This window comes from Streptomyces sp. NPDC111507 (genome assembly GCF_055638955.1).
In genome coordinates, this window is the sequence record NZ_JBVKBU010000021.1 from 100,401 (window position 1) to 124,640 (window position 24,240).

Annotated in this window: 20 protein-coding genes and 1 pseudogene; 10 read left to right on the forward strand and 11 right to left on the reverse strand. The window is 71.2% G+C overall.

The genetic code is table 11. The features are described 5' to 3' along the window. The 4 genes from ACZ7M2_RS46205 to ACZ7M2_RS46220 are packed head-to-tail and all read right to left on the reverse strand — an operon-like array spanning position 1 to position 4,349. Complete coding sequence (locus tag ACZ7M2_RS46205) at positions 1-780, reverse strand: CDP-alcohol phosphatidyltransferase family protein (RefSeq protein ID WP_352047739.1); 780 nt, start codon at positions 778-780, stop codon at positions 1-3. Then, positions 758-1,819, reverse strand: coding sequence for an iron-containing alcohol dehydrogenase family protein (locus ACZ7M2_RS46210; protein ID WP_471600379.1), 1,062 nt, complete (start codon positions 1,817-1,819; stop codon positions 758-760). The genes ACZ7M2_RS46205 and ACZ7M2_RS46210 overlap by 23 nt, the downstream gene beginning before the upstream one ends. Next, on the reverse strand, positions 1,807-2,559 hold the full coding sequence (locus ACZ7M2_RS46215) for a phosphocholine cytidylyltransferase family protein (RefSeq protein ID WP_471600380.1): 753 nt from the start codon (positions 2,557-2,559) through the stop codon (positions 1,807-1,809). Before ACZ7M2_RS46215 ends, ACZ7M2_RS46210 begins: the two co-directional genes overlap by 13 nt. Continuing rightward, the gene (locus ACZ7M2_RS46220; protein ID WP_471600423.1) at positions 2,556-4,349 is read right to left on the reverse strand and encodes a DUF5941 domain-containing protein; all 1,794 of its coding nucleotides are present in this window, start codon (positions 4,347-4,349) and stop codon (positions 2,556-2,558) included. The genes ACZ7M2_RS46215 and ACZ7M2_RS46220 overlap by 4 nt, the downstream gene beginning before the upstream one ends. Positions 4,350-4,709: 360 nt before the next feature. On the opposite strand from ACZ7M2_RS46220, the gene galE reads away from it, so the two are divergent. From galE to idi, 4 genes and pseudogenes are all read left to right on the forward strand, one after another. After that, complete coding sequence (gene galE, locus ACZ7M2_RS46225; protein WP_471600381.1) at positions 4,710-5,696, forward strand: UDP-glucose 4-epimerase GalE; 987 nt, start codon at positions 4,710-4,712, stop codon at positions 5,694-5,696. A gap of 128 nt (positions 5,697-5,824) precedes the next feature. After that, the gene (locus ACZ7M2_RS46230; protein WP_471600382.1) at positions 5,825-6,763 is read left to right on the forward strand and encodes a cation diffusion facilitator family transporter; all 939 of its coding nucleotides are present in this window, start codon (positions 5,825-5,827) and stop codon (positions 6,761-6,763) included. Positions 6,764-6,995: 232 nt separating this feature from the next. Beyond that, positions 6,996-7,748 (forward strand): annotated as a pseudogene (locus tag ACZ7M2_RS46235) (SAM-dependent methyltransferase); the annotation flags it as partial. A 375-nt stretch (positions 7,749-8,123) separates the two neighbouring features. Continuing rightward, positions 8,124-8,717: an isopentenyl-diphosphate Delta-isomerase gene (idi, locus tag ACZ7M2_RS46240; protein ID WP_054232743.1), complete on the forward strand. Its 594-nt coding sequence runs from the start codon at positions 8,124-8,126 to the stop codon at positions 8,715-8,717. Between the two features lie 40 nt (positions 8,718-8,757). Here idi and ACZ7M2_RS46245 read toward each other — a convergent pair whose 3' ends face one another. Both ACZ7M2_RS46245 and ACZ7M2_RS46250 read right to left on the reverse strand, forming a co-directional pair. Continuing rightward, positions 8,758-9,264, reverse strand: a complete 507-nt coding sequence (locus ACZ7M2_RS46245; RefSeq protein ID WP_190168511.1) for an ATP-binding protein — start codon at positions 9,262-9,264, stop codon at positions 8,758-8,760. Positions 9,265-9,485: 221 nt separating this feature from the next. Further along, positions 9,486-10,070 (reverse strand): HdeD family acid-resistance protein, encoded by a 585-nt coding sequence (locus ACZ7M2_RS46250; RefSeq protein WP_352047735.1) that lies wholly within the window; start codon positions 10,068-10,070, stop codon positions 9,486-9,488. A 66-nt stretch (positions 10,071-10,136) separates the two neighbouring features. Between ACZ7M2_RS46250 and ACZ7M2_RS46255 the strand changes: the two genes are divergently transcribed. Next, positions 10,137-10,925, forward strand: coding sequence for an enoyl-CoA hydratase/isomerase family protein (locus ACZ7M2_RS46255; protein ID WP_471600383.1), 789 nt, complete (start codon positions 10,137-10,139; stop codon positions 10,923-10,925). Here ACZ7M2_RS46255 and ACZ7M2_RS46260 read toward each other — a convergent pair. Both ACZ7M2_RS46260 and ACZ7M2_RS46265 read right to left on the reverse strand, forming a co-directional pair. Then, positions 10,915-11,550, reverse strand: coding sequence for a DJ-1/PfpI family protein (locus ACZ7M2_RS46260; protein ID WP_471600384.1), 636 nt, complete (start codon positions 11,548-11,550; stop codon positions 10,915-10,917). The two genes, ACZ7M2_RS46255 and ACZ7M2_RS46260, sit on opposite strands and share 11 nt — an antisense overlap. A gap of 35 nt (positions 11,551-11,585) precedes the next feature. Then, the gene (locus ACZ7M2_RS46265; protein WP_471600385.1) at positions 11,586-12,554 is read right to left on the reverse strand and encodes a GlxA family transcriptional regulator; all 969 of its coding nucleotides are present in this window, start codon (positions 12,552-12,554) and stop codon (positions 11,586-11,588) included. 111 nt (positions 12,555-12,665) lie between these two features. On the opposite strand from ACZ7M2_RS46265, the gene ACZ7M2_RS46270 reads away from it, so the two are divergent. The 3 genes from ACZ7M2_RS46270 (at position 12,666) to ACZ7M2_RS46280 (ending at position 16,721) form a co-directional block, all read left to right on the forward strand. Next, positions 12,666-13,532, forward strand: a complete 867-nt coding sequence (locus ACZ7M2_RS46270; protein WP_471600386.1) for an SCO6745 family protein — start codon at positions 12,666-12,668, stop codon at positions 13,530-13,532. Between the two features lie 88 nt (positions 13,533-13,620). Beyond that, positions 13,621-16,020, forward strand: coding sequence for a Tex family protein (locus ACZ7M2_RS46275; RefSeq protein ID WP_471600387.1), 2,400 nt, complete (start codon positions 13,621-13,623; stop codon positions 16,018-16,020). 131 nt (positions 16,021-16,151) lie between these two features. After that, complete coding sequence (locus ACZ7M2_RS46280) at positions 16,152-16,721, forward strand: putative glycolipid-binding domain-containing protein (protein WP_471600388.1); 570 nt, start codon at positions 16,152-16,154, stop codon at positions 16,719-16,721. Position 16,722: 1 nt separating this feature from the next. On the opposite strand, the gene ACZ7M2_RS46285 is transcribed toward ACZ7M2_RS46280, so the two are convergent. Together ACZ7M2_RS46285 and ACZ7M2_RS46290 are read right to left on the reverse strand one after the other, a co-directional pair. After that, entirely contained in the window at positions 16,723-18,363 is a 1,641-nt protein-coding gene (locus ACZ7M2_RS46285; RefSeq protein ID WP_471600389.1) for an ABC-F family ATP-binding cassette domain-containing protein, read from the reverse strand. 110 nt (positions 18,364-18,473) lie between these two features. Continuing rightward, a complete protein-coding gene (locus ACZ7M2_RS46290; RefSeq protein ID WP_471600390.1) occupies positions 18,474-19,499 on the reverse strand; it encodes an oxidoreductase in 1,026 nt (341 codons plus the stop codon). A gap of 66 nt (positions 19,500-19,565) precedes the next feature. Here ACZ7M2_RS46290 and ACZ7M2_RS46295 point away from each other — a divergent pair, with 66 nt between their 5' ends. Beyond that, positions 19,566-20,540: an FAD-dependent oxidoreductase gene (locus ACZ7M2_RS46295; protein WP_471600391.1), complete on the forward strand. Its 975-nt coding sequence runs from the start codon at positions 19,566-19,568 to the stop codon at positions 20,538-20,540. A 13-nt stretch (positions 20,541-20,553) separates the two neighbouring features. Here the strand turns inward: ACZ7M2_RS46295 and ACZ7M2_RS46300 are convergent, their stop codons facing one another. Then, positions 20,554-22,515, reverse strand: coding sequence for a Xaa-Pro dipeptidyl-peptidase (locus ACZ7M2_RS46300; RefSeq protein ID WP_471600392.1), 1,962 nt, complete (start codon positions 22,513-22,515; stop codon positions 20,554-20,556). Between the two features lie 180 nt (positions 22,516-22,695). Between ACZ7M2_RS46300 and ACZ7M2_RS46305 the strand changes: the two genes are divergently transcribed. Next, positions 22,696-24,195, forward strand: a complete 1,500-nt coding sequence (locus tag ACZ7M2_RS46305) for a M1 family metallopeptidase (RefSeq protein WP_352047725.1) — start codon at positions 22,696-22,698, stop codon at positions 24,193-24,195. Positions 24,196-24,240: the final 45 nt, after the last annotated feature.

The window sequence follows — 24,240 nt, forward strand, 5'->3', positions numbered from 1 at the left end:
TCACTTCAGCCTGCTGGAGGCGAGGATGGACACGAGATGCAGCACGGTCTGGAGGAGGGCGATGCCGGCCAGGACCGCGACGCCGAGGCGGGTGAAGAACAGGTCCCCGCGCACCGAGTCCACGATGGCCAGCACCAGGATCAGCAGGGACGCCTCGATGCCGAGCACCAGCCGGTGGAACTTCAGCGCGGCGGCGGCCTTGCGGGCCAGCGCCATGCCGGAGGAGCGCGGCTCGGACGCCGACTCCTTGACCGGCGGCAGGCCGCCCTGGTGGCGGGCGACGCCGACGAGGTCGGTCTCGGCCTTGATCAGGATCGCGCCGAGGGCCGCCAGGGTGCCGAGGAAGGCCCAGAGCCAGTCGATCCGCCCGGAACCCCAGGGATCGGCGGCGCGCAGGCCGAAGCCCACGAGCACCGCGGCGTCGGTCAGATAGGCACCGACCCGGTCCAGGTAGACCCCGCCGAGCGAGAACTGCTTCTTCCAGCGCGCCACCTCACCGTCGACACAGTCGAGCAGCAGGTAGAGCTGGACCATGATCACGCCCAGCACGGCGCCCGGGATCCCCGGCACCAGCAGGGCTGGGGCGGCGAGCACGCCGAAGACAGTCATCAGGTACGTGAGCTGGTTGGGCGTGATCCTGGTGTTCACCAGGTAGCGGTCGCAGCGCAGCGAGATCTCTCGCATGTAGAGGCGTCCCGCCCAATGCTCACCGCTGCGCCGGTCCTTCACCCCTGCGGGATGAACGACGGGGCGGAGTTCAGCTACTGATGGCCTTGGCATAGTCGGAGTAGATGTCCTTGATCTGGTTGGTTTTCAGGTCGAGGTGTTCGAGGATCGTGTACCGGCCCGGCCGGGTCTGCGGAGCGAACTCCACGACCTGCACGAACTCGTCCACGGTGAACCCGATCTCCTCGGGCAGCACCGGCAACCCGTGCCGGTGCAGCACCTCGGCCATGTACGCCGACTCCTCGTGCGCCCCCCGCAGGTACATCGCGAAGGCCGCGCCAAGACCGCACTGCTCGCCGTGGCTGGCCGCGCGCTGGGGGAAGAGGAGGTCGAAGGCGTGGTTGATCTCGTGGCAGGCGCCCGACGAGGGCCGTGAGTCGCCCGACACCGACATGGCGATCCCGCTGAGGACCAGTGCCTCGGCGAGCACCTGGAGGAAGTCGTTGTCGCCGATGCCGCCGGGGTGACGCAGTACGGCCTCTCCGGCCTGGCGTGCCATCGCGGCCGCGAGCCCGTCGATCTTCTCGCCGTTGACGCGATTGGCCAGCTCCCAGTCCGCGATGGCGGAGATGTTGGAGACGGCGTCACCGATGCCGGAGCGCACGAACCGTACGGGGGCCTCGCGGATCACATCGAGGTCGATGACGACCGCGATCGGGTTCGGCACACCGTAGGAGCCGCGGCCCGCGTCGTTGTCGAGGGTCGCGACGGGCGAGCACAGGCCGTCGTGCGCGAGGTTGGTGGGCACGGCGACCAGCGGGAGGCCGACGCGCGCCGCGGCGAACTTCGCGCAGTCGATGATCTTGCCGCCGCCCAGGCCCACGACCGCGTCGTAGTGGCCGGCCTTGATGGCACCGGCCAGCCGGATCGCGTCGTCGAGGGTGCCGCCGCCGACCTCGTACCAGGTGGCACCGGGCAGGGCCGGGGCGATCCGCTCGCGCAGCTTCGCGCCGGAGCCGTTGCTCACGGCGACGGCCAGCTTCCCGGAGTGCGAGATCCGCTGGTCGGAGAGCACGCTCGCCAGGTCGTCCAGGGCACCCGCGCGGATGTCGACGACAACCGGGGAGGGGATGAGCCTTGTCAGTACTGGCACGCGATCTCCCGTCCCTTGGCGAGGTCGTCGTGGTTGTCGATCTCGACCCACTTGACGTCGCCGATCGGCGCCACGTCGATCTTGAAGCCGCGGTTGACGAGCTCCTGGTAGCCGTGCTCGTAGAACTGCTGCGGGTCCGTCTCCCACACCGTCTTCAGGGCGTCGGTCAGGTCGGCGGCGGCGTCGCCCTCGATGAGGGTGACACCGATGTACTCGCCGGTGGCCTCGGCAGGCTCCATCAGCTTGGTGATCTTCCGGACGCCCTTGTCGGGGTCCACGACGACCTTCATCTCCTCGTCGGCGAGCTTCTTCACCGTGTCGAGGGCGAGGATGATCCGCTTGCCGTCGCCGCGGGCGGCCAGCAGCGTCTTCTCGACGGAGACCGGGTGCACGGTGTCGCCGTTGGCGAGGATCACACCGTCCTTGAGGGCGTCACGGCCGCACCACAGGGAGTAGGCGTTGTTCCACTCCTCGGCCTTGTCGTTGTCGATGAGGGTGATCTTGAGGCCGTACTTGGCCTCCAGGGCGTCCTTGCGGTCGTACACGGCTTCCTTGCGGTAGCCGACGATGATCCCGACCTCGGTCAGACCGATCTCGGCGAAGTTGCCGAGGGTCAGGTCCAGGACCGTGATGCTGTCCTCCATGCCCGCGGGACCCACCGGCACGAGAGCCTTTGGGAGGCTGTCGGTGTAGGGACGCAGACGCCGTCCGGCGCCGGCCGCCAGCACGAGGCCGATCATGCGGGTTCTCCTTCGTCGTGTACGGCGGGGGCCCCGGAGGACACCCAGAAGCGGATGCTCTCCACGAGCACCAGCAGCGCCACGGCCACGGCGAGCACCGTGAGCGCGACCTTGAACTGTGCGGCGGTGAGCAGCGCGGCCAGGACGGTGACCATCAGCGTCCTGCCTTCGTGCCCGCCGATCGCCCGCACCAGCCAGTGCGGGGGGGCTCCGGCGTTGCCGCGGATGCGGTACACCGTGTCGTAGTGATGGTAGGCGACGGCGGCCACCAGGCCGAAAGCCGCAGGAAGCGCTCCGTTCACATCGGCTTTGGCCGCCAGTACCAGAACGGTGAGGTATTCGGCGGCGCGAAAGAAGGGGGGCACCAGCCAGTCGAGGGCGCCCTTGAGGGGGCGGACGACGGCGAGGGCGGACAGGAGCACGTAGCCGACGGCGCACAGGACGGTCTGCCAGCCCGCGCCCCAGAGCAGGGCAGAGGTCACCACGAGGACGCCGCCGACGGCGGCACTGACGGGCGCCGCGACACGGACCGTGCCGCGCGCGAGGCGCGCCAGCAGTTCGACGAGCGGTCCGCTGTCCGCGAGATCCGCCAGCGCCTGCGCCGCCCGGTCCGTGCGCCGGGCCTTGCGGGTGAGCGAGCGCAGTACACGGCCCGCCGTGGTGTACGTCGCGGCGAACGCGCAGCCGACGAGCAGCGCGTAGAAGGTGATGCGGGGGGTCGTCAGCGCCGTGAGGACGGCGATCATCGCCCATCGTTCGCCGATGGGCAGGACTATCATCCGGCGCACCCAGACCGTCCAGCCGACGCTGTCGAGCTTGTCCGAGAGGGCGGCGGTGGGGCTGGTGTTGGCGGTGGCGTCGTGGTTCGCCTCGTTGAAGGAGAAGTCCACGACGTGCCGGCAGGTCTGGAGGATCATCGCGCCGAGCGCCAGGGCCCATACGTCGTCGCCGCCGCGGGCCGCTCCGAGGGCGAGGCCCGCGTAGTAGGCGTACTCCTTGGCGCGGTCGAAGGTCGCGTCCAGCCAGGCGCCGAGCGTCGAGTACTGGAGCGAGTAGCGGGCCAGCTGCCCGTCCGTGCAGTCCAGGACGAAGGAGAACAGGAGCAGCAGCCCGGCCGCGACGAATCCGGCGCGGGTGCCGGTGGCGGCGCAGCCCGCGGCGACCAGCGCGGTGAGCAGGGAGGCGGTGGTGACCTGGTTCGGGGTCAGGCCGCGACGGGCGCACCAGCGGGCGATGTAGCGCGAGTACGGGCTGATGCAGTACGTGGTGAAGAAGCCGTCGCGGGCCTTGACCGCGCTGCGCAGGCGTACGGCCTCGTCGTCCACGGCGGACACGGCCTGCCGGGCCTCGTTGCGCTCCTGCGGGTCGGTGGGGACCGCGGCGACGAGCGTGCCGAGCTCGGGGCGGAACACGGCGACGCCGTCCGCGTCGAGGGCCGCGGTGAGCCGCTCGGCGAGGTTGTCGGTGGCGACGGCGAGGCCGCCGGAGGCGGAGCTCTCACGGGCCACGGCACGGGTCAGCGCCCGGCGGGCCTCGGGCTGTACCGAGACGGCGCCGGGCAGCGCGGAGGCCGCGAACCGTGGGTCCGTGAGACCGAGGCGCAACGCGTGCAGGTGCCCCACGAAGCGGGCGTCGACGACGGCGACCCGCTGGTCCGCCGGTACGGCGGCCAGCAGTGTCTCGGCGTCACCGGCTTCGCCGGCGAGCCGCACGTCGAAGCCGAGCGACCGCAGATCGCTCTCGAGCGACGATCCGGGGACCGGCTGACCGGTGAGGATGGCGGTCGACAGCGAACTCACTCCCTGGGTGCCGACGCGGCCTCGCGCCGGGCGTGTACGTGGTGGGAAGGCCCCGGCCCCAGGCCCGAGGGGGCTCAGGCCGCTGGGCGGCATGTCGGCAGAGGCTATCGGATGATGAGAAGCAGGCGTTCACCGCCCGTTCACTGCGCGATCAACCACATCTGCGTACCGCCTCCGCCGCGATCATCATCCGTGATCCGGGGGCCCTGCCACAAACCCGCACTCGCAGAACGCATCATTCGCGTCATTGATCACGACACCCCTCCAGACCGTTCCGTAGCGGGGCAGGGCGGTCGGATCGGCGGCCGGCAGCGGCGCCACCGGCGGCGGACCGACATAGGGTGGTCGTCCATGACATGGCTGATCACAGGTGGGGCCGGATACATCGGGGCACACGTGGCGCGGGCGATGGCGGAGGCCGGGGAGCGCGTCGTCGCCCTCGACGACCTCTCGGCCGGGGTTCCCCACCGGCTCCCGGAGAGCATTCCGCTGGTGCAGGGCTCGTCGCTGGACGGGGACCTGCTCAAGCGGGTCCTCGCGGAGCACGCGGTGACGGGTGTGGTGCATCTCGCCGCGCGCAAGCAGGTAGGCGAGTCCGTGGCCCAGCCGACGCGCTACTACCAGGAGAACGTCGGCGGGCTCGCGACGCTCCTGGAGGCGGTCGCCGGGGCCGGCGTCAAGCGCTTCGTCTTCTCCTCCTCCGCCGCCGTCTACGGCAACCCGGATGTGGACCTCATCACGGAGGACACCCCCTGTGCGCCGATGAGCCCGTACGGCGAGACGAAGCTCGCCGGGGAGTGGCTGGTCCGCGCGGCGGGCCGGGCCCACGGCATCGCGACCGTGTGCCTGCGCTACTTCAACGTGGCGGGTGCGGCCACGCCCGAGCTGGCCGACACCGGCGTGTTCAACGTGATCCCGATGGTCTTCGACCGCCTCACCCGCGACGAGGCCCCGCGGATCTTCGGCGACGACTACCCGACGCCGGACGGCACCTGCGTCCGTGACTACATCCACGTCGCCGACCTCGCCGAGGCACACCTCGCGGCGGCCCGGCGGCTGGCCGGCGGCGCGACGGGCGACCTCACGGCGAACATCGGCCGCGGCGAAGGGGTCTCAGTGCGTGAACTGCTCACGCTGATCGGCGAGGTCAGCGGGGACACCCGGCGACCGGTCGTGGAGCCGCGCCGGCCCGGGGACGCGCCGCGCGCGGTCGCCTCGGCCGGCCTGGCCGCGCGGGAACTCGGCTGGAGCGCGCGGCGCGGGGTCCCGGAGATGGTGGAGTCGGCGTGGCGAGGGTGGGTGCTGCATCACCCCCGGACCCTGGATCAACGATCTTGACCACGCTCTGACCTGCGGATCGTTTCCGCAGGTCAGAGCATATGACAACGGTGTTCAGTGCCGCGTTGCCCGATACCCCCCACCCGTAGTTCACTGTGATCCCGGGCAGAGCACAGGAGGCGGCTTCCATGGGGGCTGGACACGATCACGGGCACGCCCACGGCGCGCCCACCACCGGCACGGCGGCAGCCGCGTACCGCGGGAGACTGCGGGTCGCGCTGTCCATCACGCTCACCGTGATGGTGGTCGAGATCGTCGGCGGCCTCCTGGCCGACTCCCTCGCGCTCGTGGCCGACGCGGCGCACATGGCGACGGACGCGGTGGGGCTGGGCATGGCGCTCCTCGCAATCCACTTCGCCAACCGGCCGCCCAGCGGCAACCGCACGTTCGGCTACGCGCGGGCCGAGATCCTCGCCGCGCTCGCCAACTGTCTGCTGCTGCTCGGTGTCGGCGGCTACGTCCTGTACGAGGCGATCCACCGCTTCGTGACACCCGCCGACACCGAGGGCGGTCTGACCATCGTCTTCGGTCTGATCGGTCTGGTCGCGAACACGATCTCGCTCACGCTGCTGCTGCGCGGCCAGAAGGAGAGCCTGAACGTGCGCGGCGCCTTCCTGGAGGTGGTCGCGGACGCGCTGGGTTCGGTGGCGGTGATCATCTCCGCCGCGGTCATCATGACCACCGGCTGGCAGGCGGCCGACCCGATCGCCTCGATCCTCATCAGCATCATGATCGTCCCGCGCACCTGGAAACTGCTCCACGAGACGCTCGAGGTGCTCCTGGAGGCGGCGCCCAAGAACGTCGACATGACGGAGGTGCGCGCCCACATCCTCGCCCTGCCCGGCGTCGAGGACGTGCACGACCTGCACGCCTGGACCATCACGTCGGGCATGCCGGTCCTCTCCGCCCATGTGGTCGTCAGCTCCGACGTCCTGAACGCCATCGGCCACGAGAAGATGCTCCACGAGCTCCAGGGCTGTCTGGGCCACCACTTCGACGTGGAGCACTGCACCTTCCAGCTGGAACCGAGCGGGCACGCGGAGCACGAGGCGAAGCTCTGCCACTGAAAGGCTCCAGCGGGAGGCTCTTAATTCGCGGGTGCGGTCGGCGGCTCCGGTGCTAGCGTGGCCACCGATCCGAGGAAGAGGTGGGTTGATGACTGTCGCGTTCGGTGCCGCTGCGCGCGGCGACAGGTGCGTCCCCATCCTCCGGGTCCACGGCTGACCCACGCCGAGCGGCGTGCGCGGCGGTCCGGGCCCCCGCATCCAAAGGTTTCCCACGTTGTCCGAACATCACGACTTGTCCGAGCACCGCGACTCGTCCGAGCGCGACGCCCGCCGCGAGGCCTTCTTCACCCTGCACCACCGACTGCCCCGGCAGGGCCCCGGCTCTGACGCCACCACCCGTCACCTCCTCTCACTCGCGGGCCCGCTGCCCGCCCGTCCCCGCGTGCTCGACCTGGGCTGCGGCCCCGGCCGCTCGGCGCTGCTCCTGGCCGCCGAGGCCGCGGCCGAAGTGACGGCGGTCGACCTGCATGAACCGTTTCTCGACGAACTGCGGACGGCCGCCGAGGCCCGGGGTCTCACCGCCTCGATCGACACCGTCAACGGGGACATGGGAGATCTCACCCACCCCGACGGCTCGTTCGACCTGCTCTGGGCCGAGGGCTCGGCCTATCTGATCGGTTTCGCCACCGCCCTGCGCCGCTGGCGGCGACTGCTCGCCCCCGGCGGCACGCTGGTCCTCACCCACTGCGTGTGGACCACCGACACGCCGTCCGACCAGGCCCGCGCGTTCTGGGAGGACGACTCGTTGCGCACGACCGACCAGGACACCCGGGTCGCGCGCGACGCCGGGTACTCCGTCCTGGGGGTCTACCTCCAGCCGGAGTCCGACTGGGACGAGTACTACGACGCGCTCGGCGTCCACGCCGACGTGGCTGATGTCACCCTGCCCGGCATGGCCGAGGCGGTGGCGGGCGCCCGGGCGGAGATCGCCATGCGCCGCGAGCACGGGAGGGAGTACGGCTACTTGGGCTATGTCCTGCGTCCGGTCACCGTCGGCGCCTGACGCGTCCCGCCCCGCCCGGTGCCCGTGTCGGCGCCTGCGTCCGTGGCCGTACCGCGGGTGCGCCGCGCACCGGGGTGAACCGGCCGCTGACAACGGCATCCGGCCCGGGTCCGACGGGCCGGACGAGCACCGGCTCCGGGGGTCCGGGCGAACATCTGATGGCCCCTGTCCTGGACGGTTCCCCGTCCGTGGCACCGGGCACGATCAAGTGTCCGGCCGCTTTCGGTGACCGACGGACGTCGGCCGCGTGTCCCGCTCCGGGCTCCCGGAGCGGGACATGCGGGGAGCCGCGAAGTGCCGGGAGTGCCGGTTTCGTACGGCAGACTTGGGGCTCGAAGACCGATGCGAAGGATGGGTATGCCGATCACACCTGCCACCGCGACGCACAGTTCGTCGAACGGCACCGTTGAAGCGATCTTGCTCGAGTTGGTCGACGAGGACGGCAACACGATCGGCACGGCGGAGAAGCTCGCCGCCCATCAGCCACCGGGACAGCTGCACCGGGCCTTCTCCGTGTTCCTCTTCGACGAGCACGGCAGGCTGCTGCTCCAGCAGCGCGCCCTGGGCAAGTACCACTCCCCCGGTGTCTGGTCCAACACCTGCTGCGGCCACCCCTACCCCGCCGAGGCGCCCTTCGCGGCGGCGGCCCGGCGGACGTACGAGGAGCTCGGCGTCTCGCCCTCGTTGCTCGCGGAGGCGGGCACGGTCCGCTACAACCACCCGGACCCGGAGTCGGGCCTGGTGGAGCAGGAGTACAACCATCTCTTCGTCGGCATGGTGCAGTCGTCGCTGCACCCCGATCCCGAGGAGGTCGGGGACACCGCGTTCGTGACCGCCGCCGAGCTCATGGAGCGGCACGCGAAGGACCCCTTCTCGGCGTGGTTCATGACGGTCCTGGACGCGGCCCGTCCGGCGATCAGGGAGCTGACGGGCCCGTCCGCCGGCTGGTGACGGACCCGTCCCTGCGAAGACCCCCCGAGAGCGCCAAGCCCTAGACGATGCTCACAGTGAGCGGCAGGGCGGCCCAGATCACCTTGCCGCCACTCGCCGTGTGCTCGACGTCGCACACCCCGCCCGACTCCCTGGCGACCTCCCGTACCAGCAGCAGCCCCCGGCCGCCGGTCTGGCCGTGGTCGGCCTCCAGGGCGGTGGGACGGTAGGGGTGGTTGTCCTCCACCGAGACCCGCACCCACTCGGCTCCCACGGCCACCTCCACGGCGAGCATCGGGGACAGCAGTGCCGCGTGCCGCACCGCGTTCGTGACCAGTTCGGAGACGATCAGCAAAAGCCCGTGGACGAGGTCGTCCGAGACGGGCACTTGTTGACGGAAGAGCAGGTCACGAACGGCGTGTCGTGCCTGCGGAACCGAGGCGTCGATGGCGGGAGCGGTGAACCGCCACACCCCCTCGTACGGCAGCGGACCCGGCGGTCTCCGATCAGGAGGCACATCCCCGGCGCCTTCAGGGCGGGAGTCGAACCCCCGCCCGTGGTTCTCCATCGTCCGGTCGCCACCCTTGCGCTCGATTGTCACCACACGTCGAGTGTTGGTAACGCGCTGGTCCGGACCGCATCCCTGAACAGAAGTCAGCGACTATCGACGGCTTCTGACCGTTGGCGCATGGCATGGTCGCCCGCGCGACCACTCCTGCCCGTGTGGTGTCTGCTTCGAGAACTATTCGGGTTGTACGGGTTGGGCGCCGGGCTCGCCCGTTTCGTCCGTCAGTGGCCGCGCCCCGAGACCAGATGTACGATGCGCCGCCCGCCGAGGCCGGTGGCGATCAGACCCAGCCCGTCGAAGAGCAGCGCGAGCGAGAAGAAGCAGCCGATGACGTACTTGCTGCTGCTCGGCCAGTTGTCCAGCACCAGGATGCCGAGGAGCAGGTCGAAGGCGCCCTGCAGGAGGGTCCAGCCGAACTGCGCACCGCGCACCACGAGACTGCCGACCACCCGGAACACCCCGCCGGTCAGGAACAGCAGGGCCGCGAACATGGTGAGCGCCTCGGCCGCCGCGTCCGGGCGGCGGATCACCACCACTCCGGCCGCGATGTTCAGGGCCGCGACCACCACCCCGAGCCAGAAGAAGTTGGTGCCGCGGGCCTGGACGGCGTGCAGCAGTCCGACCGCGCCGCCGATCAGCAGCAGCCAGCCGAACAGGATCATCGAGGTCAGGGTCGCCACGCCGGTGTAGACGAGCCCGACGAGCCCCGCGAGCACCAGGATCACGCCGAACGCGGCGGTCCAGCTGAGGCCGCGCGTCAGATTCGTGGTCGCGTCGCTCGGCGCCCTGTCCTTGGTCCTGGCCATCAGCGCCTCCTCGCGCCCGGCCCCTTCTTGATCGTACGTTCGAGGGTTGCGGATAGCATCCGGCATATGGAGCCGCAGCTGCTGCACAGCGTGGGCGACGGGGTCGCCACCGTCGTCATTCACCACCCGGCCAAGCGCAACGCCATGACGGCCGACATGTGGAGGGCACTGCCGCCCCTGCTCGACCGGCTCGCCACCGACCCGGATGTCCGCGTCCTCGTGCTCACCGGCGAGGGCGGCACCTTCTGCGCGGGGGCCGACATCTCGACGCTGCGGGGCTCCTCGGACGAGGCGCAGGGGCTCGCCGTGAACGCCGAGGAGGCGCTCGCCGCGTTCCCCAAACCGACGCTCGCGGCGATCCACGGGTACTGCGTCGGCGGTGGATCCCAGCTCGCGGCGGCCTGCGATCTGCGGTTCGCGGAGGAGGGCGCGCGGTTCGGAGTGACGCCGGCGAAGCTGGGGATCGTCTACGCGGCCTCGGCCACCCGGCGGCTGGTGTCGTTGGTGGGGCCGGCGACCGCCAAGTACCTGCTGTTCTCGGGCGAGCTGATCGACACCGAACGGGCGCTGCGCACGGGTCTGGTGGACGAGGTGCTGCCCGAGGGCGAACTCGACAAGCGGGTCGGGGAGTTCACCCGCGTCCTGGCCGCACGGTCGTTGCTGACGCAGGCGTCCGCCAAGGAATTCGCCCATGGACGGACCGACCGGGACGCGTACTGGGCCGAGCAGGCGCGCGGGAGCAACGACACCGCGGAGGGCGTCGCCGCGTTCCTGGAGCGCCGGCCGCCGCGCTTCACCTGGACCACACCGGCCTCCACCGCGACCACTCAGTCCTCCACCGCGACTACTCCATGATGAAGCGGCTCTTCGCCCGGAACTCCGCCACGAGATGTGCGGGAGCCTTCTGGGGGGACCCTGCATCGTAGGGCGGCTGCGGGTCGTACTCCGTCAGCAGTTGTACGGCCTGTGCGTGTTCGTCGCCCGCGATCCGTCCGAGCAGGGCGAGCCCCATGTCGATGCCGGACGACACGCCGGCCGCGGTGACGTACTTCCCGTCGAACACCACTCGCTCTCCGGTCGGCTCGGCACCGAAGCGCTTGAGGTGGTCGAGGGCCAGCCAGTGCGAGGTGGCGCGACGGCCTTCTAGCAGCCCCGCGGCGGCCAGCAGCAGGGAGCCGGTGCACACGGAGGTCGTCCAGGTGCTCGTGGCGTCGGCGGCGCGCAGCCAGTCCAGCAGGACCCGGTTGTCCATCTGCGGGGTCTGGCCCGGTCCGCCGGGGACCACGACGATGTCCGGGTGCGGCACCTCGGCCAGGGTCCTGTCGGCGGTCAGGGCCAGGTTGCCACTCTCGTTGCGGACGGGGCCGGTGTCCTCGGCGACGAAGACGGTCTCCGCGTCGGGCAGGCGGCCGAGGGTCTCGTAGGGGCCCACGGCGTCCAGGGCGGTGAAGCGGTCGAAGAGGACGATGGCGATCTGCATCGGGTTCCTTTCCACGGCTGGGTGGGGCAGGGGTGTCAGGTACGGGCCGGCCACCGGGTGGGGGCGGGGCGGAAGCGGCGCCGGTATTCCGCCGGTGCCGTGCCGAGCGTCTTCACGAAGGCACGGCGCATCGCCTCGGGGGTGCCGTAGCCACAGGCGCGGGAGATCTCCTCGACTCCGTCGGCGGTGTCCTCCAGGAGGCGCCGGGCGTGTTCGAGGCGGACGCGGTCGACGTACCGGCCCGGAGTCATGCCCGTCTCGGTCTGGAAGGCGCGGGCGAAGTGCCGGGGCGAGAGCCGGGCGCGGGCGGCGAGCGACTCGACGGACAGGTCGTCGCCGGGGTGCTCGGTGATCCACTGCTGGACCTCGCGGAGCGGTTCGCGCCGCGCCGTCTGCGCGGCCAGCTGGGCGCTGAACTGGGCCTGGTTGCCCGGGCGCCGCAGGAAGACGACGAGGTGGCGGGCGACCGTCAGGGCGGCCTCCCGGCCGAGGTCCTCCTCCACGAGCGCGAGGGCGAGGTCGATGCCGGAGGTGACGCCGGCCGAGGTGGACACCTGTCCGTCCCGCACGTAGATGGGGTCGGGGTCGACCTCGACGGCCGGGTGGTCGCGGGCGAGCTTGTCGCAGTACGCCCAATGGGTCGTCGCGCGGCGGCCGTCCAGGAGGCCCGCCTCGGCGAGCGGGATGGCACCGGTGCAGACGGACACCAGGCGCTCGGCGCGCGGCCCGTGCGCGCGCAGCCAGTCGGTCAGCCGGGGGTCGGGGCGCCGGGTGCCCCGGCCGCCCGGGACCAGCAGGGTGTGCGGGGCGGGCGCGTCGGCGAGGATGTGGTCCGGGATGAGGGAGAGGCCGCTGGTGGTACGCACGGGTGCGCCGTCCAGGGAGGCGGTGTGGATGCGGTACGAGCCGCCGCGGAAGGCCTCGGCGCCCGCGAAGACCTCCACGGGGCCCGTGACGTCGAGGCTCTGCACTTCGTCGAAGAGGACGACCAGGACGGTTCGCATGCTCTCGATTCTTGGCGAGCGGGGTGATGGCCGCAATGACGGGTACCCCACCTTTCCTGCCATCTCCTCTCCCACCTTCCCCGCGTACCGACCAGTCGGTAACCTTCGGTCATGAGCACACCTCTGCCGGAGCGCGCCGGGCGGCGCTGCCACAACGTCCTCAACCCGCTGCACTCGACGCACTACTTCTCGCCGGACCTGGGCCGGGAGCTGGCCGCCGTCGGGATCGAGGACAGCAGCGGCGCGTACTTCGCCGTGCGGGCCGCCGCCATGGGGCCGGTGGGTCCCGGCACGGTGACAGCGACGTTCTACAACTTCCGCCACGAGCTGGTGGCCCGGCATGTGCCCGGAGTGTGGAAGAAGGCGTCCCCGGAGACCGTCCTCGCGGCACGCGCGCGTGCCGTCGACGCGACCTGGCGCCGGCTCCTCGGCGAGGACGGCCTCGCCTCCAAGGAGATGGCCGAGGCCGCGGAGCTCGCCCTGCGGGCGGCCGAGGCCTGCGCCAGAACCGCGCGTCCGCTGTACTCCGCCCACGCTGACCTGCCCGTGCCCGACGCGCCGCACCTCGCCCTCTGGCACGGCGCCACCCTGCTGCGCGAGCACCGGGGCGACGGTCACCTCGCGGCGCTGCTCGACGCGGAACTCGACCCGGTCGAGGCTCTGGTGAGCCACACCGCGACCGGCAAGGGCATGGCCCCGAAGTGGGCACTGGGCACGCGCGGCTGGTCGCGGGCGCACTGGGACGCGGCGGTCGAACGGCTGCGCGAGCGCGGACTGCTCGACTCGGACGGAGAGTTGACCGAGGCAGGGGTGGCCCTGCGCCAGGAGATCGAGGACCGCACGGACCGGCTGGACCATGCCCCGTACGAGCATCTGGGCGCCGCGGGCGTGGAGCGCCTCACCGAGCTGGCACGGGGCATCCTGATGCGGGCGCTGGCGGCCGGCGCGTTCCCCGAGGGCATGACCGGCAAGGGCTGACAGCGCCGATCGGCGCCCTGATCCCCCGTTGTCGGTGCCACCTGCCACAATTGCCGCGCAACCTCAGTGGAGAAGGCGGTACGGGATCGTGACGACACCCCTCGTAGGGTCCATCGAAGGCAGGATCGCCGAGGAGCTCGGCGTACGGGAGCGGCAGGTCAAGGCCGCCGTCGACTTGCTCGACGGCGGGTCGACGGTGCCCTTCATCGCCCGCTACCGCAAGGAAGCGACCGAGATGCTCGACGATGCGCAGTTGCGCACCCTCGAGGAGCGGCTGCGCTATCTGCGGGAGCTGGAGGAGCGGCGCACGGCGATCCTCGAATCGGTGCGCGAGCAGGGCAAGCTCGCCGAGGAGGTCGAGGCGCAGATCCGTGGCGCCGAGACGAAGGCGCGGCTCGAGGACATCTATCTGCCGTTCAAGCCGAAGCGGCGCACGAAGGCGCAGATCGCACGCGAGGCGGGCCTGGAGCCGCTGGCCGAGGGCCTGCTCGGCGACCCGTCGGTCGACCCGCTCGCCGCGGCGACCGCGTTCGTCGACGCGGACAAGGGCGTCGCCGACCCGCAGGCCGCGCTGGACGGCGCCCGGTCGATCCTCACGGAGCGGTTCTCGGAGGACGCCGACCTGATCGGCGAGCTGCGCGAGCGCATGTGGGTGCGCGGGCACCTGGCCGCCAAGGTGCGGGACGGCAAGGCGGAGGCGGGCGCCAAGTTCGCCGACTACTTCGACTTCGCCGAGCCCTTCAAGGAGCTGCCCTCGCACCGCGTCCTCGCCATGCTGCGCGGTGAGAAGGAGGAGGTCCTCGACCTCGTCCTGGAGCCCGAGGAGCCCTCCGAGCAGCCCGGTCCCTCCTCGTACGAGGGAATCGTCGCCCACCGCTTCCAGATCGCCGAGCGCGGTCGTCCCGGCGACAAGTGGCTCACGGACACGGTCCGCTGGGCCTGGCGGACCCGCATCCTCGTGCACCTCGGCATCGACCTGCGCCTTCGGCTGCGCACGGCCGCCGAGGACGAGGCGGTGAACGTCTTCGCGGCGAACCTGCGGGACCTGCTGCTCGCCGCCCCGGCGGGCACCCGCGCGACGCTGGGCCTCGACCCCGGTTTCCGTACGGGTGTCAAGGTCGCCGTGGTCGACGCGACCGGCAAGGTCGTGGCCACGGACGTCATCTACCCGCACGTCCCGGCCAACAAGTGGGACGAGGCCATCGCCAAGCTCGCCCGCCTCGCCAAGGAGCACGCGGTCGAGCTGATCGCGATCGGCAACGGCACGGCGTCCCGCGAGACCGACAAGCTCGCCGGTGAACTCATCACCAAGCACCCGGAGTTGAACCTCACCAAGGTGATGGTGTCCGAGGCGGGGGCGTCGGTGTACTCGGCGTCCGCGTTCGCCTCGCAGGAGCTGCCCGACATGGACGTGTCGCTGCGCGGCGCCGTCTCCATCGCGCGCCGCCTCCAGGACCCGCTGGCCGAGCTGGTGAAGATCGACCCGAAGTCCATCGGCGTCGGGCAGTACCAGCACGACCTGTCCGAGGTGAAGCTCTCCCGGTCCCTGGACGCGGTGGTCGAGGACTGTGTGAACGGCGTGGGCGTGGACGTGAACACGGCCTCCGCCCCGCTGCTCGCCCGCGTCTCCGGCATCACCTCCGGGCTCGCGGAGAACATCGTGGCGCACCGCGACGCCAACGGCCCCTTCACGTCCCGTACCACCCTCAAGAAGGTCGCCCGGCTAGGTCCGAAGGCGTACGAGCAGTGCGCGGGCTTCCTGCGCATCCGGGGCGGGGATGACCCGCTGGACGCGTCCAGCGTGCACCCGGAGGCGTATCCGGTGGTGCGGAGGATGGTGAAGACGGCGGGCAGCGAGGTCGCCTCCCTGATCGGCAACACCGGTGTGCTGCGCTCGCTCAGGCCGACCGACTTCGTGGACGAGACGTTCGGTCTGCCGACCGTCACGGACATCCTGAAGGAGCTGGAGAAGCCCGGGCGCGACCCGCGCCCCGCCTTCAAGACGGCCACTTTCAAGGAGGGCGTCGAGAAGATCTCCGACCTGACCTCCGGGATGGTGCTCGAGGGGGTCGTCACGAACGTGGCCGCGTTCGGGGCCTTCGTGGACATCGGCGTCCACCAGGACGGTCTGGTGCATGTCTCGGCGATGTCGAAGACGTTCGTGAAGGACCCGCGTGATGTGGCGAAGCCGGGTGACATCGTCAAGGTGAAGGTGCTCGAGATCGACATCCCGCGCAAGCGGATCTCTCTCACGCTGCGGCTCGACGACGAGGCGACCGGGTCGGACGAGCAGGGTGGGGGTGGGCGTCCGCAGCGGGGCGGGCGGCCTCCGCAGCAGCGCCAGCAGCAGCGTCAGCAGCGGGGCGGGGCGGGCGGAGGCGGTGGTGGCGGCGGTTCGCGGCAGGCCGCTCCGCCGCCGGCCAACAGTGCGATGGCCGACGCGCTGCGGCGCGCGGGGCTTGTCGATCCGAAGAAGGGCAGGCGCTGAGCCACCGAGGGGGCGGGGGGAGCTGCGGGTGATCAGTGGCTGAGCGCGCCCACGCGGCGGAGCCGCATATATGTCACTGCCCCGCGCCCCTTTCGGGGCGCTGTAAGGGCCCCGGATCCTAAGGTGACCGTATGGTCGGCTCGCGTGTCATCACCTGGGAAGTCACTGAGAGCAAGGGGCTCGAGACCTCTTGGATCACGTCCGGCGCCCGTTCGTTGCGGGCGCGCGGGCGTGCGGTCGGGACGGTTCCCGAGCCGTACTGGATCTCTTACGAGCTCGACACCGTCGACGGGTTCGTGACCCGGCGGCTGTGTGTGAGCGCCGAGACGGCCTCGGGCACCCGCTCGCTGGACCTGCGGCACGACGGTGAGGGGCACTGGACGGCGGACGGTGACTGGCTGCCCGACCTCGGTGGAGCCCTCGACTGCGACCTGGGCCTGTGCCCGCTCACCAACACGATGCCGGTGCTGCGCCACGGGCTGCATCTCGGGCCGGGTGAGCGGGAGTTCCTGATGGCCTGGGTGTCGGTGCCGGACCTGGCCGTGCGGGCGTCGCAGCAGACGTACACGCATCTCGGGCGCACCGGGGACGGCGGGCGCGTGCGTTTCTCGTCCGGTGACGACCGCAGCGATCTGGAGTTCGACGCGGAGGGGTACGTCGTGGACTACCCCACGATGGCGCGACGGCTGGTCACGGCGTAGGTCAGCGCTCCGTCACCTTGCCCGCCGCCACTTCCAGTCGGCGCGTGGTGTGGACCGCGTCGAGCATGCGGCGGTCGTGGGTCACGAGGAGCAGGGTGCCCTCGTACGTCTCGAGCGCCGCCTCCAGCTGTTCGATCGCCGGGAGGTCGAGGTGGTTGGTCGGCTCGTCGAGGACGAGGAGGTTGACGCCACGGCCCTGGAGGAGGGCGAGGGCCGAGCGGGTGCGCTCGCCGGGAGAGAGGGTGGCCGCCGGGCGCAGGACGTGTTCCGCCTTGAGGCCGAACTTGGCCAGCAGGGTGCGGACCTCGGCCGGTTCGGTGTCGGGGACGGCGGCGCTGAACGCGTCGAGCAGGGACTCGGAGCCGTGGAAGAGTTTGCGGGCCTGGTCGACCTCGCCGACGACGACGCCGGAGCCGAGGGTCGCGTGACCGGCGTCCAGCGGGACCCTGCCGAGCAGGGCGCCGAGCAGGGTCGACTTGCCCGCGCCGTTGGCGCCCGTGACGGCGACCCGGTCCGCCCAGTCGATCTGGAGGGTCGCGGGGCCGAAGGTGAAGTCGCCGCGCCGCACCTCGGCGTCACGCAGGGTGGCGACGACGGCGCCGGAGCGCGGTGCGGCCGCGATCTCCATCCGCAGCTCCCACTCCTTGCGCGGCTCGTCGACGACGTCCAGGCGCTCGATCATGCGCTGGGTCTGCCGGGCCTTGGCGGCCTGCTTCTCGCTGGCCTCGCTGCGGAACTTGCGGCCGATCTTGTCGTTGTCGTTGTTCGCCTTGCGCCGGGCGTTCTTCACGCCCTTGTCCATCCAGGAGCGCTGCATCTGGGCGCGGCCTTCGAGGGCGGAGCGCTTGTCGGCGTACTCCTCGTAGTCGTCGCGGGCGTGCCGGCGGGCGGTGTCGCGCTCCTCCAGGTAGGCCTCGTAGCCGCCGCCGTAGAGGGTGATCTGCTGCTGGGCGAGGTCGAGTTCGAGCACCTTGGTGACCGTGCGGGTCAGGAACTCGCGGTCGTGGCTGACGACGACGGTGCCCGCGCGCAGCCCGGAGACGAAGCGTTCGAGCCGCTCCAGGCCCTCCAGGTCCAGGTCGTTGGTGGGCTCGTCGAGCAGGAAGACGTCGTAGCGGGACAGGAGCAGGGAGGCGAGTCCGGCGCGGGCCGCCTGGCCGCCGGACAGGGACGTCATCGGCTGGTCGAGGTCGACGCCGAGCCCGAGGGTGTCGGCGACCTCCTCGGCACGCTCGTCGAGGTCGGCGCCGCCCAGGTCGAGCCAGCGCTCCAGGCTCTCCGCGTACGCGTCGTCCGCGCCCGGCGCGCCGTCGACGAGTGCCTGCGTCGCCTCGTCCATGACACGCTGGGCCTCGGCCACACCGGTGCGCCGGGCCAGGAACGCCCGGACGCTCTCGCTCTCGCGCCGCTCCGGCTCCTGTGGCAGATGGCCGACGCTCGCCGACGGCGGGGACAGCCGCAGCTCCCCCTCCTCGGGCGTGAGCAGTCCGGCGAGCATCCGCAGCAGGGTGGACTTGCCCGCGCCGTTGGCACCGACGAGTCCGATCACATCGCCGGGCGCGACCACGAGGTCGAGCCCGGAGAAGAGCGAGCGGTCGCCGTGTCCGGCGGCGAGGTTCTTGGCGACGAGAGTGGCAGTCATCAGGAGGCCGATCCTAACGGCCCGGCCGCCCCGGCCGCGCCGCCCGATTCCGTGCGGGGCCACGTCCCGGTTTCCGTGCGGGGCCGCACCCCCGTGTCCGTGCGGCCCGCTCAGTGGGCCATCGCCTCCACCAGCACACTCCCCGAGGTCCGCGCCACGAGGAAGGACTCCCCCTTCACGGCCTTGGCGTCCAGGGCGATCCGGTGTCTGCCCGCCTCCAGGATCCCGTCGAAGACCTCCTGCGTGTGCGTGCGGTACAGCCGGTCGAGGCGGTACGCGGTGATCTGGACCCGGCAGGTGGAGGTGACCTCGATGCCCGCCTCGCCGTCGGCGGCGACCAGGCGGGTGAGGCGGCGCAGCTCGTGGGGACTGCGGTCCAGGGCATTCTCGATCTGCGCGACGAGGAGCGGAACGACGGGGGCCAGGCCGTCGACGTAGGCGACCTCGACCCCGGCCCGCTCGAAGGACCGCCGTACGGCCGCGCGCTCCTGTTCGCCGACGGCGCGCCCGAAGGCCACCGCGCCGTATCCGCGGAGTTCCTCGGCCGGGACGTCGGTGGCGTCGCGGGTGATGTCGGCGCCGATGCCGATGGTGCGCAGGGCAGCGGCGAGCTTGGCGAGCACGGCGACCCGGGCGCCGATGAGCAGGACCCGGCGGCGCGCCCCGGGGTCGCCGAGGAGCAGCGAGTTCAGGGCGCTGCGGTACTCGGCGCCCTGGAAGCGGAACGGCCCTATCCCGTGGTAGCCGTTGAGCTCCAGATCGGCGTGTTCGCCGGTCTGCCAGGCAAAGTCGCGCCACACGTAGTCGTCGCAGGAGTCGTCCTTCTCGATGACGGCGGTCACGGCACCGCATTCGATGCCCTCGCACTCGGGACAGCCGTAGATCACGTAGCGGCCGTCTTCGAGCGGCGCCTCGGCCTCCAGGAGGAGGCTTCGGACCTGGGCGGTGAAGATGGCGGGTGGTACGTCGGAGGCGAGCGGGGACACCGCGTCGAGGTCGGAGAGCTGGTACAGCAGCGGGCGGCCGTCGACGATGAAGTCGACGAAGTCCCGGTGCACTTGGTAGTCACCGTTGGCGAGGACTCCACCGGCACGCATCGCCGGTGCCAGGCCGAAGGTCGCGTACTCGGCAGACATGCTGTGAGTATCCCCAGACTGGGAGTGATGTGAGCACGGCATGACATATTCCGCTAACGTCCCTGCATGGACAACGCGCCCAGCGGTGACGTGATCGTGGTCGGAAGCGGTGTCGTCGGGTTGACGACGGCGATCGTCCTGGCCGAGCGCGGCCGGCGGGTACGGGTGTGGGCGCGGGAGTCCGGCGAGCTGACCACCTCGGCCGTTGCCGGCGCGCTGTGGTGGCCGTACCGCATCCGGCCGAAGGCGCTCGCGGGCGAATGGGCCCTGCGATCACTCTCCGTGTACGAGGAGTTGGCGAGCCGCCCGGACGAGACGGGCGTACGCGTGGTCGAGGGCGTACAGGGTGAGACGCGGCTGGACGAGCTGGAGCCGTGGGCCGCCAGGGTGCCGGGGCTGCGGGCGACGACGGCCGAGGAGTACGCGGGTACGGGGCTGTGGGCGCGGTTGCCGCTGATCGACATGCCGGTGCATCTGGGCTGGCTGCGCGAGCGGTTCCTGCGGGCGGGCGGAGCCGTCGAGACACGGACAGTGACGGATCTCGCGGAGGTCGAGGCGCCGGTCGTCGTCAACTGCACGGGGCTGGGTGCCCATACGCTCGTACCGGATCCGGCCGTACGGCCCGTGCGCGGGCAGCTCGTGATCGTGGAGAACCCCGGGGTCCATACCTGGCTCGTGTCGACGGACAGGGACGCCGGCACGACCACCTATGTCTTCCCGCACCCGGACCGGCTCGTGCTGGGTGGCACGACCGACGACGATGACTGGTCGCTCACGCCGGATCCGGCGGCGGCCGAAGCGATCGTGGAACGGTGTGTGGCGCTGCGGCCGGAGATCGCCGGGGCGCGCGTGCTGGGCCATCGGGTGGGGCTGCGGCCGGTGCGTGACACGGTCCGGCTGGAGCGTGAAGTACTGCCCGACGGGCAGGTGTTGGTGCACCACTACGGTCATGGCGGCGCGGGCGTCACGGTGGCCTGGGGCTGTGCGCGGGAGGCGGCCGGGCTCGCGCTGGGCGAGGAACCGGCCGCCGTGCGCCCTTGAGGGAGTCAGTGGGTCAGCGGGACTCCCCCGGGACCCGGAGGGCACTGCTCGGATCGCGTACGCCGTCGAGGCCGGCCGTGCTCGCGGCGGCGGTGGAGCCCGCCGTGGCCCTGGCGAAGGCACCGGCGCCGCCGACGAACGGCACACGGGCGGACGTACGGGACAGGTCCAGCGTGAGGGTCGGAGTGGTCGACGGGGGGTCGATGAGGTCCTTGTCGGTGCCCGCGACGATCAGGGCGAGCCGGTGTCCCGCCGGGACGACGTGGTCGGTGGCGGCCAGGTCGAGCGTGATCGTGTACGCCTTGCCCGGGGTGAGCGGGACGCCCTTGAGGTCGGAGGCGTAGTTGCCGAGGTCGGCCCAGCCGCGGCTGAAGACCGTGGCGGCGACGTCGGTCTTCTTCGCCTGGGTGACCTTGTAGCAGGAGCTGTCGCCGCTCGTGCTCGGACCCCAGCAGGTGCGGTCGGTGAGGGTGGTGATGCCCTCACCGCCGTCGGCGTAGTCGCGGATGGTGTCCGGGCCCAGGTCGACCAGGACCGCGGAGAGGTGGGCGGTCGAGGTGGTCGGCGTGGCCGTGACGATCACCTTGGAGGAGCCGGACAGACGCAGGTCCCTGGTCAGCGGCTTGGTGACGAACCCGGTCTTCTCGGAGGTGGACCGGTCGATGTGGGCCGCCCAGTCGGTCTCGCTCAGCTGCGGGTCGTCGGTGAAGGCCTCGGTTCCGGAACCCGTACGCAGGCCGAGGGTGCCGACGCCCGCCTGGGTGCCCGTGCCCGGACGCAGTGTCGTCGTCTGCGTCCCGCGGGGCGGCCAGATGCCGGAGGTGACCCACTGGTCGGGGTGGCGCTCGATGTCGGCCATGGGCTCGTCGTCGATGCCGTTGTCGTAGCCGAGGAGTTCGTGGTCGAACCAGCGGTGCAGGGTGTCGACCCAGGCGGCGCGGCGGAAGTCGAAGGGGTCGACATGGCCGGTCTGGGAGAGCCAGATCTTGCGCTCGACGCCGTTCTTGGCGAGGGCGCTCCACCACTGGCCGAAGTTCTTGGTGCGGACGTTGAGGTCCTGCATGCCGTGCACCAGGAAGACGCTCGCCCTGACCTTGCTCGCGTCCTTCACGTAGTCGCGCTCGGTCCAGAACTTGGTCCAGTCACCGGTGCGCGGCGCCCCGTCGACGAGCTTCTGCTGCACGGCGGCGCACTTGGCGGTGGCCTCGGGGCTGTCGACGTAGCCGGAGAGCCAGTCCGGGCCCGAGTCGTACAGCGGGGCGCCCTTGGCGAAGTAGTAGTCGTACCAGGAGGAGATGGCGCTGATCGGCACGATGGTCTTCAGGCCCTTGACGCCGGTCGCGGCGACACCGTTGGCGATGGTGCCGTCCCAGCTCTTGCCGATCATGCCGGTTCTGCCGTTGGTCCAGGTCGCCTTGGCCCGGTCGGCGCCGGTACGCGTCGTGTAGCCCTTGGCCCGGCCGTTGAGCCAGTCGACCACGGCCTTCGCGGACTGGACGTCGGAGCGGCCGCCGACGTCCACGCAGCCGTCGGAGCGATTGGTTCCGGCCAGGTCGACGCCGACGAAGGCGTAGCCGCGCGGCACGAAGTAGTTGTCGTAGAACAGCGGCATCTGGACGACGTCGCCGTTCGCGTCGTACGTCTTGAGCTGGCTCTCGTTGCCGCGCCCGCAGCAGGAGTAGTACGGGCTTGCGTCCATGATCACGGGAACCTTGCGGCCCTGCTGGGCGAGTTCACGGGGCCGGACGATGTCGACGGCGACGCGGTCACTCTTCCCGTCGCCGTCGCCGTCGAGGCCGGTGTCCACCCAGACGGCTTCGCGGATCGCGTTCTCGTACGAGTAGACCGGGGTGCTCTCCCGGGGCGCGCCGTGTGCGGCGGCGGGGGCGAGGAAGACGGCCATCAGGGCGGCGGTGACCGCCGTCGCGAGCGATCTCCAGGTCGTGAAGCGCATACGGCGCGCTGGTTTCGGCATGCGCGGAAGGTACCCCGGTCAACTCCGGTACAAAAGAGGGTCGGTGGAGGCAGCCGGGCCCGAATCGGTCATGTCGGCCGAATGGCGATCGTGTGACGGGAGGGGCGATGGACAGGGTGACGGCACAGGGAGTCAATAGGCTCCGAACTGTCCTCGTTCCCCCATGACTTGGAGCTCCTCGTGCACCGCAGACTCATCGCCCCGGGCGCCCTCGCCGCCTCCCTCCTGCTGGCGATCCCGGCATCGGCGGCGGACTACACCCCCGGGGCGCCCGGTATCGGCGACCCCTACTACCCGGCCTACGGCAACGGCGGATACGACGTCTCGCACTACGACCTGCGGCTCCAGTACCAGCCGGCCACCGACGAGTTGCAGGGAACGGCGACCCTCCTGGCCACCACCACGCAGGACCTCTCACGCTTCGACCTCGACTTCCTGCTCGATGTGAGCGAGGTGCGGGTCAACGGGGCGAAGGCCTCCTTCACCACCTCGGGCCAGCACGAGCTGGAGATCACCCCGGCGACTCCGCTGCCGAAGGGCACGCCCGTCACGGTCGTCGTCCGTTACAGCGGGGTGCCCTCGACGAAGAGCGCGTACGGCTTCTCGACCTGGCACCGCACTCCGGACGGGGCCGTCGCGGCGGACGAGCCCGAGTCGGCCTGGTGGTGGTTCCCCAGCAACGACCACCCGAGCGACAAGGCCACCTATGACGTCTCGGTGGCCGTGCCGGACGGTACGCAGGCGATCTCCAACGGCACGCTCCAGTCGACGAGTTCACGACTCGGCTGGACCCGCTACAGCTGGCGGTCCAACAAGCCGCAGGCGACCTATCTCGCCACGCTCGCCATCGGAAAGTTCGACATCACGACGGGCACGACGTCCGGTGGCGTCCCGGTCGTCAACGCGTACAGCAAGGACCTCGGCGACAACGACGGGGCCGCGCGGGCCAGCGTCGAGCGGACCGGGGAGATCGTCGACTGGCTGACCGGCTACTTCGGCCCGTACCCCTTCAGCTCGGTGGGCGGATACGTGCCGAACACCACCACCGGGTACGCGCTGGAGACCCAGACGCGCGTCTACTACAGCCCCCGGCAGTTCGCGAACGGCTCCAACACCTCGGTGGTCGTCCATGAGCTGGCGCATCAGTGGTACGGCGACGACGTGTCCCTGAAGGGCTGGAAGGACATCTGGATCAACGAGGGCTTCGCGCGGTACGCACAGTGGCTGTGGTCCGAGCACGAGGGCGAGGGGACGGCGCAGGAGCTCGCGGACTACGTGTACGCCTCGCATCCGGCGGACGACGCCTTCTGGAAGGTCGCGCCGGGTGACCCCGGTCCGGACAACCAGTTCGACACGGCGGTCTACGACCGGGGGGCGGTGGCGGTGCAGGCGCTGCGCAACGAGGTCGGGGACGACACGTTCTTCGCCATCCTGAAGGGATGGCCGCGGGAACACGCCTACGGGAACGCGTCCGTCGGGGACTTCCAGAAGTACGCGGAGAAGGTGTCGGGCAAGTCGCTCGCCACGCTCTTCGACACCTGGCTGTTCGAGCCGTCGAAGCCGGCGGCGCCCGCGGCGCGGGGTGCGTCGATCGCGGTGGCCCCGGCCACGGCGGGGGCCCCGGCGCAGCCCAGGTCGTGGAAGAAGATCGCGGCAACGGATTCCGTCCACTCCGGCTGAACCGGCACCGCGGGCCCCGCAACGGGGCCTCAGCCCACGCGCCCG

Coding starts and splice junctions, on each gene's coding strand:
- ACZ7M2_RS46205 (WP_352047739.1), bottom strand. CDS start 780: ATGCCAAGGCCATCAGTAGCTGAACTCCGCCCCGTCGTTCATCCCGCA.
- ACZ7M2_RS46215 (WP_471600380.1), bottom strand. CDS start 2,559: ATGATCGGCCTCGTGCTGGCGGCCGGCGCCGGACGGCGTCTGCGTCCC.
- galE (WP_471600381.1), top strand. CDS start 4,710: ATGACATGGCTGATCACAGGTGGGGCCGGATACATCGGGGCACACGTG.
- ACZ7M2_RS46230 (WP_471600382.1), top strand. CDS start 5,825: ATGGGGGCTGGACACGATCACGGGCACGCCCACGGCGCGCCCACCACC.
- idi (WP_054232743.1), top strand. CDS start 8,124: ATGCCGATCACACCTGCCACCGCGACGCACAGTTCGTCGAACGGCACC.
- ACZ7M2_RS46245 (WP_190168511.1), bottom strand. CDS start 9,264: ATGGAGAACCACGGGCGGGGGTTCGACTCCCGCCCTGAAGGCGCCGGG.
- ACZ7M2_RS46250 (WP_352047735.1), bottom strand. CDS start 10,070: ATGGCCAGGACCAAGGACAGGGCGCCGAGCGACGCGACCACGAATCTG.
- ACZ7M2_RS46255 (WP_471600383.1), top strand. CDS start 10,137: ATGGAGCCGCAGCTGCTGCACAGCGTGGGCGACGGGGTCGCCACCGTC.
- ACZ7M2_RS46260 (WP_471600384.1), bottom strand. CDS start 11,550: ATGCAGATCGCCATCGTCCTCTTCGACCGCTTCACCGCCCTGGACGCC.
- ACZ7M2_RS46265 (WP_471600385.1), bottom strand. CDS start 12,554: ATGCGAACCGTCCTGGTCGTCCTCTTCGACGAAGTGCAGAGCCTCGAC.
- ACZ7M2_RS46270 (WP_471600386.1), top strand. CDS start 12,666: ATGAGCACACCTCTGCCGGAGCGCGCCGGGCGGCGCTGCCACAACGTC.
- ACZ7M2_RS46280 (WP_471600388.1), top strand. CDS start 16,152: ATGGTCGGCTCGCGTGTCATCACCTGGGAAGTCACTGAGAGCAAGGGG.
- ACZ7M2_RS46285 (WP_471600389.1), bottom strand. CDS start 18,363: ATGACTGCCACTCTCGTCGCCAAGAACCTCGCCGCCGGACACGGCGAC.
- ACZ7M2_RS46290 (WP_471600390.1), bottom strand. CDS start 19,499: ATGTCTGCCGAGTACGCGACCTTCGGCCTGGCACCGGCGATGCGTGCC.
- ACZ7M2_RS46295 (WP_471600391.1), top strand. CDS start 19,566: ATGGACAACGCGCCCAGCGGTGACGTGATCGTGGTCGGAAGCGGTGTC.
- ACZ7M2_RS46300 (WP_471600392.1), bottom strand. CDS start 22,515: ATGCCGAAACCAGCGCGCCGTATGCGCTTCACGACCTGGAGATCGCTC.